12 protein-coding genes are annotated in these 13,987 nt (G+C 58.4%); 8 read left to right on the forward strand and 4 right to left on the reverse strand.

Features of this window, described 5'->3' with window-relative positions:
• Nucleotides 1–2: 2 nt before the first annotated feature.
• Genes narH through BSR28_RS01115 form a run of 3 tightly spaced genes read right to left on the reverse strand, consistent with a single transcriptional unit; the run spans nucleotide 3 to nucleotide 6,678 of the window.
• Nucleotides 3–1,610, reverse strand: a complete 1,608-nt coding sequence (narH, locus tag BSR28_RS01105; protein ID WP_073713079.1) for a nitrate reductase subunit beta — start codon at nucleotides 1,608–1,610, stop codon at nucleotides 3–5.
• Nucleotides 1,610–5,314: a nitrate reductase subunit alpha gene (locus BSR28_RS01110; RefSeq protein WP_073713080.1), complete on the reverse strand. Its 3,705-nt coding sequence runs from the start codon at nucleotides 5,312–5,314 to the stop codon at nucleotides 1,610–1,612. Before BSR28_RS01110 ends, narH begins: the two co-directional genes overlap by 1 nt.
• A gap of 29 nt (nucleotides 5,315–5,343) precedes the next feature.
• Nucleotides 5,344–6,678: a nitrate/nitrite transporter gene (locus BSR28_RS01115; RefSeq protein WP_073713081.1), complete on the reverse strand. Its 1,335-nt coding sequence runs from the start codon at nucleotides 6,676–6,678 to the stop codon at nucleotides 5,344–5,346.
• A 251-nt stretch (nucleotides 6,679–6,929) separates the two neighbouring features.
• Here BSR28_RS01115 and BSR28_RS01120 point away from each other — a divergent pair, with 251 nt between their 5' ends.
• The 3 genes from BSR28_RS01120 to BSR28_RS01130 all read left to right on the forward strand — a co-directional run bounded on the left by BSR28_RS01120 (nucleotide 6,930) and on the right by BSR28_RS01130 (nucleotide 8,964).
• The gene (locus BSR28_RS01120) at nucleotides 6,930–7,463 is read left to right on the forward strand and encodes a MogA/MoaB family molybdenum cofactor biosynthesis protein (protein ID WP_198928896.1); all 534 of its coding nucleotides are present in this window, start codon (nucleotides 6,930–6,932) and stop codon (nucleotides 7,461–7,463) included.
• A 100-nt stretch (nucleotides 7,464–7,563) separates the two neighbouring features.
• Entirely contained in the window at nucleotides 7,564–8,595 is a 1,032-nt protein-coding gene (gene moaA / locus BSR28_RS01125) for a GTP 3',8-cyclase MoaA (protein ID WP_233120577.1), read from the forward strand.
• Nucleotides 8,596–8,703: 108 nt separating this feature from the next.
• Complete coding sequence (locus tag BSR28_RS01130; RefSeq protein WP_073713082.1) at nucleotides 8,704–8,964, forward strand: hypothetical protein; 261 nt, start codon at nucleotides 8,704–8,706, stop codon at nucleotides 8,962–8,964.
• A 21-nt stretch (nucleotides 8,965–8,985) separates the two neighbouring features.
• Here BSR28_RS01130 and BSR28_RS01135 read toward each other — a convergent pair whose 3' ends face one another.
• Complete coding sequence (locus BSR28_RS01135) at nucleotides 8,986–9,429, reverse strand: molybdenum cofactor biosynthesis protein MoaE (RefSeq protein WP_073713083.1); 444 nt, start codon at nucleotides 9,427–9,429, stop codon at nucleotides 8,986–8,988.
• 100 nt (nucleotides 9,430–9,529) lie between these two features.
• On the opposite strand from BSR28_RS01135, the gene BSR28_RS01140 reads away from it, so the two are divergent.
• From BSR28_RS01140 to BSR28_RS01160, 5 genes are all read left to right on the forward strand, one after another.
• A complete protein-coding gene (locus tag BSR28_RS01140) occupies nucleotides 9,530–10,423 on the forward strand; it encodes a HesA/MoeB/ThiF family protein (RefSeq protein ID WP_083562829.1) in 894 nt (297 codons plus the stop codon).
• 45 nt (nucleotides 10,424–10,468) lie between these two features.
• Entirely contained in the window at nucleotides 10,469–11,728 is a 1,260-nt protein-coding gene (locus BSR28_RS01145) for a molybdopterin molybdotransferase MoeA (protein ID WP_083562831.1), read from the forward strand.
• A gap of 111 nt (nucleotides 11,729–11,839) precedes the next feature.
• Nucleotides 11,840–12,334: a cyclic pyranopterin monophosphate synthase MoaC gene (gene moaC, locus BSR28_RS01150; RefSeq protein WP_073713085.1), complete on the forward strand. Its 495-nt coding sequence runs from the start codon at nucleotides 11,840–11,842 to the stop codon at nucleotides 12,332–12,334.
• Nucleotides 12,331–12,990, forward strand: coding sequence for a molybdenum cofactor guanylyltransferase (mobA, locus tag BSR28_RS01155; RefSeq protein ID WP_073713086.1), 660 nt, complete (start codon nucleotides 12,331–12,333; stop codon nucleotides 12,988–12,990). The genes moaC and mobA overlap by 4 nt, the downstream gene beginning before the upstream one ends.
• Nucleotides 12,991–13,115: 125 nt before the next feature.
• A complete protein-coding gene (locus BSR28_RS01160; RefSeq protein WP_233120578.1) occupies nucleotides 13,116–13,976 on the forward strand; it encodes an ABC transporter ATP-binding protein in 861 nt (286 codons plus the stop codon).
• Nucleotides 13,977–13,987 lie beyond the last annotated feature (11 nt).

Below are 13,987 nucleotides of genomic sequence, written 5' to 3' on the forward strand. Positions count from 1 at the left end.
GCTTACTTCCTAGTCCGTAAGGTCACGAATACCTTCTGTGCGGACTCCTGGGCTAGGCCACAGCCGCCACCACAGGCAGCCGGGGCGCCGGCACCCGGACCAACCTCTGCCGCGTTAGCAGAGTTCGGGAAGACACCACCATTATTGAAGTTGCCGTAGGGGTCGTAGTCGCCGTTGGTTTCGCGTAGCTCACGAATGCCGCGGGGCTCTTCCGGGTGGGAGGTAGGAATCACGTAGCGGTCGTCGTACTTGGCGATAGCTAGTAGACGGTACATGGCTTCCAGTTCCTCACCGGTCATGCCCACAGCTTCGGCAATGCTTTCATCACCGGTGCCGTTAACGCGGACGGTACGCATGTAGGAACGCATGGCCGCTAGGCGACGCAGGGACTTTTCGACCGGGACGGTATCACCAGCGGTGAACAGGCCAGCTAGGTATTCCATGGGGATACGCATCTGGCTGATCGCGGTGAGTAGGACGCGGTGGTCTTCACCGTCGCTACCGGCCTGGGATACTGCTTCCACGACCGGAGAGAGCGGCGGGATGTACCAAACCATGGGCATGGTGCGGTATTCCGGGTGTAGCGGTAGGGCCACGTGGTACTTGTGGATCAGGTCGTAGATCGGTGACTGCTGGGCAGCATCGATGAAGCCCTGCGGGACGCCGTCGGCTAGGGCCTGGGCGATTACCTGCGGGTCGTGCGGATCTAGTAGTAGGTCGCACTGTGCCGGGTAGAGGTCGTGCTCGTTTTCGACGCTGGCAGCCTCGAGGACAGCGTCAGCATCGTAGAGCAGCACGCCCAGGTAGCGTAGGCGGCCCACGCAGGTTTCGGAACAGATGGTGGGCTGTCCGATTTCTAGGCGCGGGTAGCACATGGTGCACTTTTCGGCCTTACCGGTGTCGTGGTTGAAGTAGACCTTCTTGTAGGGGCAGCCAGAGACGCACATGCGCCAGCCGCGGCACTTATCCTGGTCCACTAGCACGATGCCGTCTTCGGTGCGCTTGTACATAGCACCAGAGGGGCAGGAAGAAACACAGGTGGGGTTTAGGCAGTGTTCACAGATGCGGGGCAGGTAGAACATGAAGGTTTCTTCGATCTGAGTCTTAACCTTCAGGTTCATCTGGTCTAGAACCGGGTCCTTGTGCATGGTTTCTGCACTACCACCCAGGTCGTCGTCCCAGTTCGGACCCCAAGAGATGGTGTCCATGTGCTTGCCGCTGACCTGCGACTTGGCGCGTGCCACCGGGAGGGACTTGGAGTCCTTCGGGGCGGACAGGAGCTTTTCGTACTCGTAGGTCCAGGGCTCGTAGTAGTCGTCCAGCTCCGGCATGTTCGGGTTGGCGAAGATCTGGGTGAGCTTCTTTAGGCGACCGCCGGCCTTGGGCTTGAGCTTGCCGCTGGCGGTACGTTCCCAGCCACCCTTCCACTTTTCCTGGTCTTCCCACTGCTGCGGGTAGCCAACACCGGGGCGGGTTTCCACGTTGTTGAACCACATGTACTCGGTGCCTTCACGGTTGGTCCAGGCCTGCTTACAGGTCACGGAACAGGTGTGGCAGCCGATGCACTTGTCTAGGTTCATGACCATTGCGATTTGAGCCATGATCTTCATCAGAACTGTACCTCCTGGCTACGACGACGAACGACCGTAACCTCATCTCTCTGGTTACCGGTGGGGCCAATGTAGTTAAACGCGTAGTTGAACTGGCCGTGGCCACCAATCAGGTGAGAGGGCTTCAAGAAAATACGGGTTAGGGAGTTGTGGGTACCACCGCGTTTACCGGTGGACTCATTCAACGGGGTGTTCATGGTGCGCTCTTGCGCGTGATGCATGAACACGGTTCCCTCTGGCATACGGTGAGAAACCACTGCGCGAGCAGAAACCACACCGTTGCGGTTAGCAACTTCAATCCAGTCGTTGTCCTTAACGCCGATCTTCTCGGCGTCCTTAATGGACATCCAGACGGTCTGACCGCCACGACCCAGGGTCAACATGTGAATGTTGTCGAAGTACTGGGAGTGGATCGCCCACTTGTTGTGGACGGTCAGGTAGCGGACGGCTACCTCGGTCTGACCCTGGCCGTTCTGGCCGACGGTGCCCGGGGCGGCTTCACCGTATAGGTGCAGCAGATCCAACGGGGGTCGGAAGACCGGGAGGGCTTCACCCATACCCTTGATCCAGTCGTGGTCAAGGAAGAAGTGCTGACGGCCCGACAGGGTGTGCCAGGGCTTCTCACGTTCGACGTTAATCACGAAGGCGGAGTAGCGGCGGCCACCGTGCTCAGAACCCGACCATTCGGGGCTGGTCACAATGGACATGGGCTTTTCCTGCACGTCACGGAAGGTGATGCGAACGTCCTCGGAAGAAGCGGAAAGGTCCTGAGTGTAGGTACCGGTACGCTCATCCAGGTGCTTGAAGCCGGCGGTGGCCAGGCGACCGTTAGTGGTGCCGGACAGGCGCAGCATCATTTCCGCAGCCTTCTTATCGGTGTCGATCGCCGGGCGCGGGCCTAGGGCGGTCGGAACCGTACCGTTCATGCGGGCTAGCTGCTTGATTTCCAGTTCGGGCTTGAACAGGATGCCCTTGGTGCCCATGCCGACCTTTTCAGGTAGCGGGCCAATGGCATTGTACTTTTCTAGGATCTTCGTGTAGTCGCGTTCGACCTCGACGATCTTCGGCATGTTCAGGCCGGGGACCCAACCGCATTCGGAACGCGGCTGGACGTGCGGGCCGGGGCCGGTGATCTCATCGGGAGTATCGTGTGCGAGCGGCACGGAGATAACGTCCTTCTGGGTGCCCAGGTGTTCACCGGCGAAGTCAGAGACTAGCGCGGATAGGTCCTGGAACAGCTGGAAGTCGGTGCGAGCTTCCCACGGCGGGTTGATGGCCGCGTTGAAGGAGTGCACGTAGGGGTGCATATCCGTGGAGGAAAGGTCGTACTTTTCGTACCAGGTGGCAGCCGGTAGGACCACGTCAGAGAACAGCGTGGTAGAGGTGTTGCGGAAGTCCGCGGTCACCATTAGGTCCAGCTTGCCCTGCGGGGCCTCGTCACGCCAGGTCATCTTGCGGGGGCGAGCCTCGGGGGCTAGTTCTTCAGCCTGGACGTCGTTATCGGCGCCCAGCATGTGGCGTAGGAAGAACTCGGTGCCCTTAGCGGAGGAACCTAGCAGGTTGGTACGCCAGTTGAACAGTACCTTGGGCTGGTTCTGGATCGCATCGGGGTCTTCACAGGCGAACTTGAGTCGGCCCGCGGTGAGTTCTTCGGCCACGTATTCGGCTGCGCCCTTACCGGCGGCAGCGGCGTCCGCACCCAACTGTAGGGAGGAGCGGTCGAAGGCCGGGTAGGTGGGCATCCAGCCACGCTGGGAAGCTTCCACCAGGGTGTCCGCGGCGGTTAGGTCGCCGAAGACGTTAGCAGCATCGGGGCCACCTAGGCGGTCGGCGCGCACGCCGTCGTAACGCCATTGGTCGGTGGTGAAGTACCAGAAACCGGTGGCGATCATGTGACGCGGCGGGCGGACCCAGTCAAGGGCGAAGGAGTACTGTGCCCAACCGGTCATGGGGCGAACCTTTTCCTGGCCCACATAGTGTGCCCAGCCGCCACCGTTAACACCCTGGGTACCACACATGGTGGTTAGGGCCAGCATGGTGCGGTAGATGGTGTCCGCGTGGTAGTAGTGGTTCACGCCGGCGCCCATGATGATCATGGAGCGGCCTTCGGTTTCTTCCGCGTTGGTGGCGAAGTCGCGCGCAATGCGGATGATCTGGTTGGCGGAAACACCGGTTAGTTCTTCAGCCCAGGCGGGGGTGCCGGGGGCGGAAGCATCCTCGTAACCGGTGGGCCATTCGCCCGGTAGGTCCGCGCGGGCCACACCGTAGTTGGCTAGTAGTAGGTCGAAGACGGTGGTGACTAGGTGGTCGCCAACCTTCTGGACCGGGACGCCACGGTTAACGGTACCGACGCCGACGGGGCCTTCCGGGGTGGTCTGGCCGGGTAGGTCGAAGCGCGGTAGCTCCACGGTGGCGGTCTGGTAGTTTTCGGTTTCCAGCAAGCTTAGGAGCGGGTCAATACCATCTAGCTTGAGGTTCCACTTGCCAGCGCCGGCGGGGCCGTGACGGTCCGCTAGGGTGCCGCCCGGGTCCTTGACCGTGCCGTCTGCATCCCAGACGAGGAGGCGCTGCTTGGCGTTCTCAGAATCCTTCAGTTCGTGGCCCTCGGGGAGGTCCGCGGCGGTCAGGAAGTTACCGGGAACTAGCTTGCCGTCCTTCTCTTCTAGGGTGAGCAGGAAGGGTGAATCGGAGTACTTCTGTAGGTACTTGAGGAAGTACGGGGTCTGCTTGCCCACGTGGTATTCCTTGAGGATAACGTGACCCATGGCCTGGGCGACGGCACCGTCAGTACCGGGGTTGACGCGGAGCCACTCGTCAGCGAACTTGGTGTTGTCCGCGTAGTCGGGGGAAACCACGACGACCTTCTGCCCGTGATAGCGGGCTTCGGTCATGAAGTGGGCGTCGGGGGTACGGGTTAGCGGAACGTTGGAGCCCCACATGATCAGGTAGTCGGAGTTGAACCAGTCGCCCGATTCGGGGACGTCGGTCTGGTCACCGAAGACCTGCGGGGAGGCCACGGGAAGGTCCGCGTACCAGTCGTAGAAGGAGAGGTTCACGCCACCGATTAGCTGTAGGTAGCGGGAGCCGGCACCGAAGGACACCATGGACATGGCGGGAAGCACGGTGAAGCCGGCAATGCGGTCCGGGCCGTATTCCTTAATGGTGGAGACGTTCGCCGCGGCGACGATCTCCATGGCTTCGTCCCAGGTGGTGCGGACTAGGCCGCCGCGTCCTCGGGCAGACTTGTAGGCCTTGACCAGCTGCGGGTCGGCCTGGATGGCAGCCCAGGCTTCTACCGGGTCTTTACCTTCGGCCTTGAAGCGGCGGTAGGCTTCGAGCAGGACGGAGCGGACGTAGGGGTAGCGGATACGGGTCGGTGAGTACTCGTACCAGCTGAAGGCGGCGCCACGGGGGCAGCCGCGGGGTTCGTAGTCCGGTAGGTCCGGTCCGGTGGACGGGTAGTCGGTCTGCTGGGCTTCCCAGGTGATCACGCCGTCTTTGACGTAGACCTTCCAGGAGCAGGAGCCGGTGCAGTTAACGCCGTGGGTGGAGCGGACGACCTTGTCGTAGGCGTAGCGCTGACGGTAGAAGGTGTCAGCGGAACGACCGCCGTCGAGGAAGATCGCGCGCGAGTCCTCGGAGGCTTTACCACCACGCAGCCAGGCTCCCATTTCTAGGAGCTTTGAAGCATTTTTGTTAGTCATTTTTTACCTCAGGTTTGCTAGTTGCCGGCTCAGCCCGGGAAGGGGGCACCCGGACGGGCGTAGTAAATCCAAGTTAGAACGGTGCAGATTAGGAAGAATACGGCGGAGCCGAAGAAGAAGACCTGTGCGTCTAGGCCAGATAGGGCGATACCTACGAAGAAGGGGCCAAAGGAGGCAATCGCAGAGGTCCAGCCGATGACGCCACCAGCCTGACGGGGAGGAAGAATCATGGGCATCTGCTTGAAGGTGCCGGCGTTGCCCACACCAGAGAAGAAGAACATGCCTAGCATGAAGGCTAGGAAGGGCCAGAAGTCGTTGACGCTGGTCGGGTGTAGGTACAGGGCCGCTAGGAAGGTGGTGACGGTCATGCCAGCACCGGAGATTAGGGTCCAGATAGCGCCACCGAAGCGGTCACAGAGCGGGCCGAAGGCGGCGCGCATGGCGGAACCGATTAGTGGGCCTAGGAAGGCGTAGGTTAGGCCCTTGGGTAGCTGGTCGGCGGGGACCGTGGCTGCGAAATCAGAGGCAGCACCGAAGGTGTTGTTGATTAGTAGAGCGAACTGGGCAGAGAAGCCAGAGAAAGCACCGAAGGTCATAACGTAGATCAGGGTCATGATCCAGGTGTTCTTGTTGCCGAAGATGTCGATCTGCTGCTTGAAGTTAGCCTTGATCGGCACGTCCTTTAGGTATAGGAAGGCTAGAACCGCGGCGATGATGGTCCACGGGATGAAGAAGAGGGCGATGTTTCCAACGTAGATTTCGCCGCCGTCTTTGGCCTGGGCGGGCATTACTAGGCCGAGGCTGAGCATGGCTGAACCCATTACCCAGGGGCCTAGGAGCTGCACTAGGGAAACGCCGAAGTTACCGATGCCGGCCTGTAGGCCTAGGGCAGTGCCCTGCTTTTCCTTGGGGAAGAAGTAGCCGGTGGAGGGCATGTAGCCGGCGAAGGAGCCGCCGCCAATACCGGTCATGGCCGATAGGCATAGTAGCCACCAGTAGGGGGTGGCGGGGTTCTGGACAGCGAAGAACCAGCCGATCATGGGGATGAGGAATAGTAGTGAGGACCAGCCCACTAGCTTCCGGGTGCCGATGACCGGGGGTAGGAACATGTAGATGAGTCGCATTAGACCGCCAGAGAGGCCCGGGATGGCGGCTAGCCAGTAGAGCTGGGCCTTACTTAGGTCGAAGCCGATCTGATTTAGCTTCGGGGCGATGGCGGAAACTAGGAACCATACACAGAATGCGATGGTTAGAGAGAATGTTGAGATCCATAGGGTGCGCCAAGCGATCTTGGAATCCCAAGATTCTTCTTTAGATGGGTCCCATCCCTGTAGAACCCGTCCGGAAGTGTCCAACTGTGCCATGGTGTCCTCCTCTAGGTGTTGGCACCTAGTGTTTTTTGGTGGTTATAAGTTCTTTTTTCACAAACAATTAACCCGGATTTTTCTGTGAAAATTCTTTTATGCCGATTTTTGTTGAATTCCTGCGGATAAAAAGTGTGACCTAGTCGTTTTCTGACATCGTATTTTGAAAAATGAGTCTTACTTAAATCAATTTTTGCTAGACTTTGAGGGTGCTCATCCTGCACAAAAAGTCAATGAAGAAGGTGCCTGAAATGACCAATGAGCCCATTAAGGAAAAAGGATTTCATAAGCTTCCCGAACCCGTTAAGGGTGCCGTAATTACGGTTTCGGATCGCTGCTTTAACGGTAAGCGCGAAGATAAATCTGGTCCCCTAGCAGTCAGCTTGCTCGCTGATTTTGATGTGGTCTGCGGCGACCCGGTAGTCATCCCGGACGAGGTCGACCAGATTCAGGCCGCCATTTCTCAAGCCGTTAAGGATGGCGCCCGTGTGGTGCTAACCACAGGCGGTACCGGGGTTACGCCGCGCGATGTGACACCCGAAGCAACCGCTCCCCTATTAGCCGCCGAGCTTCCCGGCCTAGCCCAGCAGGTAGTCACCTACGGTCTACAGAAGACCCCGTTGGCAGGCCTTTCCCGTGGCCTAGTGGGGGTTACTTCAAAGGAGTCTGACGGGGCGATGGTGATTAACGCTCCCGGTTCTTCTGGTGGTGTTCGTGACACTGTTACCGTCCTAGGCCCACTAGTTCCGCACATTCTGGAACAGTTGGGTGGGGGCGACCACTGACCCAACTTAGGTCAGACTATTTTTTACCCTTTTCTCCGTGTAAAATATTTTTCATTGTTTTACCCGATCAGGGTTGATTCACTTATCTAGAGGGGGATTTGTGCTGCTTAAGGACCGTTACGGACGCGTCGCAAAGGATTTGCGCGTCTCTTTGACGGACCGCTGCAACCTGCGCTGCACCTACTGCATGCCCGCCGAGGGCATGGACTGGCTACCCTCCCCCGAAGTTCTAACCGATGATGAACTGCTGCGCCTAATCCGCATTGCGGTTGAAGATTTAGGCGTCAATAAGATTCGTTTTACCGGCGGCGAGCCCCTACTACGCCGTTCCCTAGAAGACATTATTTCGCGCACCGCTGCCCTTGAGGGCCCTGATGGTCACCCGGAGATTTCCCTGACCACTAACGCACTGGGCCTTGATAAGCGCGCCCAGGCACTGAAGGATGCGGGCCTGCAGCGTGTGAACGTTTCCCTAGATACGGTCGATCGAGAATCCTACGCGCGCCTAACCCGCCGGGACCGCCTGCCGCAGGTACTAGAGGGTTTGAAGGCCGCAAAGGCGGCCGGCCTGTCCCCCATTAAGGTCAATACGGTAGCAATGCTGGATGAGAATCTGGATCAGAGCGCGGACCTGCTGGACTTCTGTTTAGAGCACGGCTATCAGCTGCGTTTTATTGAACACATGCCGTTGGGTCCGAAGCATACTTGGCGTTTGGATCAGATGGCTAAGGCCAGCGATATCTTGGAGATTCTGGAGGCGAAGTACTTCCTAACTCCGGTTGGTCAGCGTGGTAGCGCCCCAGCGGAACTGTGGGATGTGCACCCCTTGGGCACCACGGAACAGTCGGCCCAAAATCTGGAGCCTTTGGGCCAGGTGGGCATTATTGCCTCGGTGACTCGGCCCTTCTGCGGGGACTGTGACCGGACCCGTCTGACCGCTGATGGGGCGATTCGCTCTTGCCTGTTCTCTCTATCTGAGACTTCTTTGCGTGATGCAATGCGCCAGGGGGCGTCAGACCGGGAATTGGCGGAGCTTTGGTCTTTGACTATGTGGCAAAAGCCGGCAGGTCATGGGATTAACGATCCGAACTTTATTCAACCTGAGCGCTTAATGTCTGAAATTGGTGGCTAACCTGAGTTACGATTTGTAACTGGTAACACAGTATTGCTTTTGCCGATTCATCGGCTGGATTTTTATTGCTACTGAGAGTTTTAAAACTATTGAAAGTTGGGGAAGATTATGGCTGATGATTTTTTGGTTCGCTTCTATGCCGGCGCCGCGGCTGCGGCTGAAACCGATGATTGGCCGGTTGATACGACCACGCTAGAAACCGTGCAGGATCTATTGGATTACCTGTCTGGTCAGCGTGAGGCGCTAGCCCCGATTTTCGAGGTCGCTACCTTCCTTTGCGCCGGTAAGCCGGTTACTGACCGGACCCTACCTTTGGCGCAGTTGGCTGCACCCCAGTTGGATGTGCTTCCGCCCTTTGCCGGCGGCTAAGCCTTTCTAACCAAGCCCGGTTCAGGGGCAGTTGGACCATTCGTGGGTGCCGTCCGGGAAGTACTGGCACTTCCAGATCTGCAGGCGCTTCTTTACTTCCTCAACCAGGTCACTCAGGGCTTCAAAAGCGGGGCCACGGTGCGGGGCGGAAACGGTAGCGACTAGGGCCGCGTCTCCAATCTGTAGGCTACCTACCCGGTGTGCCACCCAGAGGGCGGTAATGTCAGGGCGCGCCGCGACCTCGTTAGCGATTTCTTCAATGGTTTCTTGCGCAACCGGGTGCGAAGAGTAATCCAGGTGGGTTACCTGAGCGCCGTGGTCATGGTTGCGCACCTGCCCGACGAAGGAAACTACGGCCCCCGCGGCCGGATCCTCAACTGCTACTAAGGCAGCCTCTAGGTCTAAAGGCGTATCTAGGATCTGCGCGTTACGGACCTTAGAGGGGGCAGTTTGAGGGTTTTCCATTAAAAGACGTACTTTCTATTTATTCAGTTAAGCATTTGCTTTAAGGTTAGTGTTTAACTCGGTCTATCTATCTTACCCCGGCATTTTTAAGGACCCCCAAATGCAATCACAGTTTAATCCCTCACCCTTGGGTGACCAGCTACCCGATACGGACCCGCCTACACCCTTGGCGGCACCGGAGGTTTCGGTCTCTTCCCCGATTGCTCAAGAGGCTGCCATGCCCACCACCGAGATCCCCCTAGTGGTCCAAGGGGATGCGGAACAGCCCGTGACTGATCGCGATTACCGGACCGCGCTGATTAGCCAATTGGGGCAAGAGGGTCAGCGTCGCCTTTACCAATCCCGGGTCCTAGTAGTGGGTGCGGGCGGTTTGGGGTCCCCCGTACTGATGTACTTGGCGGCGGCCTCGGTCGGACACCTAGCGGTATGCGATTTCGATGTGGTGGAGGCTTCGAACCTGCAGCGTCAATTCCTGCACCCGTGGTCGCGTCTGGGCCAGCCGAAGGCGCAGTCGGCGATTCAGACGCTGCGTGATTTCAACCCGCAGGTGGAATACCGGGAGCTGGGTCGTTTCCCGCGCGTGGATGATGATTTCTTTGTGCCCGAAGAGTGGCTGGAGCTGCTGCGCAGCTACGATCTGGTGATTGACGCTTCGGATAACTTTGAGACTAAGTATTCGATTTCTAGGGCTTGCCAGGTGGCGCAGGTGCCGCACTTGTGGGGCACGATTGTGGGCTGGGATTTCCAGGTGAGCCTGTTTACCCCGCGTCAGGGTGATGGTTTGCGGGCCCTGTACCCGCATGTTCCGCAACCGGGTACGACTCCTTCGGGGGCGACCGATGGGGTGCTGGGCGCGGCTTGTGGTCAGGCTGGTTCGGTGATGGCCGCAGAGGCAATCAAGTACCTGTGTGGCCTATCCCCGACGCTGGAGGGTCAGGTCCTGTTTGGTAGTGCACTATTTAATACTTGGCGGCTGGTACCTTTCGGGGGTTAATGCCCTTCGCTAGAATGGGGTTAACTACGTCTTTTGGAGGCAATGATGGCACCGCTTAAGGTTGAGGATTACCTTTCTGAACTTCTTTCTGTGACCCCGGTTTTACCCACCCAAGTTTTGCCTCTGCCTGAGGCTTTGGGACGAGTTTGCGCCCGGGATTATCAGGCCCGCTTCCCGGTTCCGCCCTTTACGAACTCCGCCATGGATGGTTTTGCGGTTCGTTTTGAGGACTTGACTTCCTTCCCGTTGACCTTGCAGGTGGCGGGCGAGGTCGCGGCGGGCGCCAGCGGGGACCTTGAGTGTGGTCCGGGGCAGGCGATCCGCATTATGACAGGCGCTCCCCTGCCAAAGGGCGCCGATACGGTAGTCCCGGTGGAGTTGACGGACCAGCCAGCCGGCGCGGCCCCACTACCGCAGCAGGTGGTGATTAATGAGCCGGTGAAGCCGCAGGCTAATGTGCGCCGCCAAGGTGAGAATGTCCAGGTTGGGGACCCGGTTTTCCCGGCGGGCCAGGTCCTGTCGGCCACGGCCCTGAGCGCGTTGGCGTCGGTTGGTTTTGGGGACCTGGAAGTCTTTGCGCGCCCTCGGGTCGCGGTGATCAGTACGGGCGATGAGCTGGTTGCGGCCGGTGAGCCACTGGGTCCGGGGCAGATCCCGGATTCGAACTCGGTACTGTTGCGGGGCCTGTTGCAGGCGGCCGGCTATGAGGTGGAGGTCTTGCGGACTTCTTCTGATACGCCGGATGATTTTGCGCAGTTGTTGGCGTCGGTGGCGGATGATGGTTTTGATGTGGCCATTACGACCGGTGGGGTGTCCGCGGGTGCCTATGATGTGGTGAAGGCGGTGACGGCCCAGCAGGGTTTCAGTTTCCATAAGGTCGCCATGCAGCCGGGTAAGCCGCAGGGTTTTGGGCAGCTTTCGGGTCGTGACCGCAAGTGCCTGATGTTGGCTTTGCCGGGTAATCCGGTTTCGGTGTTTGTTTCTTTCCATACTTTTGTGGTCCCGATTTTGGGCGCGATGCAGGGGATCCCGGTGGAGCGTTTGACTTCTTTGGGGGCCCGAGGGCGCTCGGCCACGTTCCCGGAGTCTTTTAACTCTCCGGCTGGTCGCCGTCAGTTTGTGCCGGTGCGTTTTGATAATGCGGATACCAGCGTGGTGGAGCGGACTCATACTTTGGGTTCGGGTTCGCACTTGGTGGCTTCTTTGCCTTTGGCTGAGGGTTTGGCGATTATCCCGGAGGATTGGGATCAGGTTGAGGCGGGCGTTTCGGTGCCGGTTTTGGACCTGCGACTGCCCTGGTTCTAGGTCTTATGGGGGCCGGATGGGTCCCAGTTGGCCTTTTGCTAGACGGGGCTTAAGCCCGGTTTGGACCCCGATTTTGTTTCTGTTAATGGTTTTTCTAGTTTTGGAGTAGTTATGAAGTTTACGCATTTGGATCAGTCCGGTGAGGCCTACATGGTTGATGTGACTGAGAAGCAGCCGACGGTCCGTCAGGCTACGGCCGAGGGCTTGGTGCGCGTCTCAAAGCCGATTATGGATGCCCTGCGTGAGGGCACGGTCCCGAAGGGTGACGTGTTGGCGGTGGCCCGGATTGCGGGTATTTCTGCGGCTAAGCGCGTGCCGGAGCTATTGCCTTTGGCGCACACCATTGGTGTGCATGGGGCGAAGGTGGATTTGGAACTGCTGGAAGAGCACGTGAAGATCACGGCTACGGTGCGCACTGCGGATCGTACCGGCGTGGAGATGGAAGCTTTGACGGCTGTGTCCGTGGCGGCTTTGGCGGTCGTGGATATGGTTAAGGGTGTCGATAAGCTGGTCAGCATTGAACAGTGCCAGATTATTGTGAAGTCTGGGGGTCGTTCGGGCCAGTGGACCCGTGAGGCGGCCCTGAAGGATGCCGGCCAGGAATGAGCACTGAGCTTTTGGATGGTTCCGCGGCCGGGCTGGCAGTGATTTTGCTGGCGGGCGGCACTGCGAAGCGCCTAGGTGGGGTTTCTAAGCCGGGCTTGCAGGTTGGTTCGCGCCGCATGGTGGATTACAGCCTAGAGCTCCTGCAGCAGCGTTTCCCCGGGGCGCGTCTGGTGGTGGTGGCCCCGGATTCTTTGGATCTACCCGCGGGGGTTCCTAGTACTTTGGAGGATCCTCCGTTTGGGGGCCCGGCAGCGGGCGTGTCTGCGGGTTTTGAGTTCTTCAAGGCTGGCGAACAGCTGCCCCGTTGGGTGGCGGTTTTGCCGGTTGATGCCCCCTATGGGGTACTGGCGTTAGAGGACCTGGTTGCCGCGACTAGGCAGGCAGCAGATGACGCTAGTTCAGAGGCGGCCTTTTCCGAGGGTGCGTGGCCGGCTTGGCAGGCCGTGGTTGGTGAGCAGCACTATCCGACCATCATGTTGATGCCTTGGCAGTCCATGGCTGACCTGTTTAAGGCTGGTCCGGTGCGGGATATTTCTTTGCGTCGCTTGTGGTCTGATCTTGAGGTGACTGCGGTGCCGGTGTCGGCGGCTGATGCTTTTGATATTGATACGCCCGAAGATTTGGAGCATTTCTTAGCGCATATTAAGCGTGCTTGATTTCCAACCAGTTTTTGTAGCTTCTAGTGTGCTTTTAGATTCAAGGGGCATGATACGATTGTCCAAGAATTAGCATTCATTTAGTCTCTATTTATATGTTTTTCTAGAGATTTAGGAGTTCGATCATGGGTGATAGATTTCCGACTCGACGTCGAGTTCGTGAAGTAGGACCAGATACCCCTCAGACCGCTTCCATACCAGCAGTAGAAAGCAGCCCATCAGAAACCAACGAAACGGATTTATCCGTAATTTTGAAAGACTCCGCTACCCCCAGCGTCTCATCCGTATTGAACATGAACAACCACTCCTCTGCCAAGGAGGCAGTGGCGGTTTCCCTGCAGGGTGTTTCGAAGGTTTACTACCCCAGTAAGGAAGTGCAAATCAAGGCTGCGGATCAGGCTTCTTTGGAGGTCCCGGCAGGCCAGTCAGTAGCGTTAATGGGGCCTTCCGGGTCTGGCAAGTCCACCCTACTGCATCTTATTGGTTTGATTGATCAAGCTGATGCGGGGCGGATCACGGTGGGTGAGACGTGCCTGCAGGATTTACGAGGCAACGCGGTCGCCGATTATCGGGCCAGCATTGGGATCGTATTCCAACAGTTTTATCTGATTAACACGCTGACCCTGCTAGAGAATGTGGCGGCCCCACTGGTGGGTAGGCGCCCTAAGCGGGAGCACCGGCAGTTAGCTTTATCCGCCCTGGAGCAGGTGGGTTTGGCTGAGCGAGCTGATTCTTATCCGACTCAGCTTTCTGGGGGGCAGCAGCAGCGGGTGGCGATCGCCCGGGCGCTTGTCAACGAACCTAAACTGTTACTGGCAGATGAACCCACCGGGAATTTAGATTCAGAAACCTCCCAGCAGATCATGGACCTATTGCTTGATTTGCACCAAAAACTGGGTTTAACCATGATTATTGCCACCCATGATGATCAGGTGGCCAGCCGGCTTGACCGAATTGTGCGGGTGAAAGACGGGCGCATCCAGTAGCTAGTTACTGC

Origin of the sequence: Boudabousia liubingyangii (assembly GCF_001907245.1) — a bacterium.
Classification (GTDB): Bacteria; Actinomycetota; Actinomycetes; order Actinomycetales; family Actinomycetaceae; genus Boudabousia; species Boudabousia liubingyangii.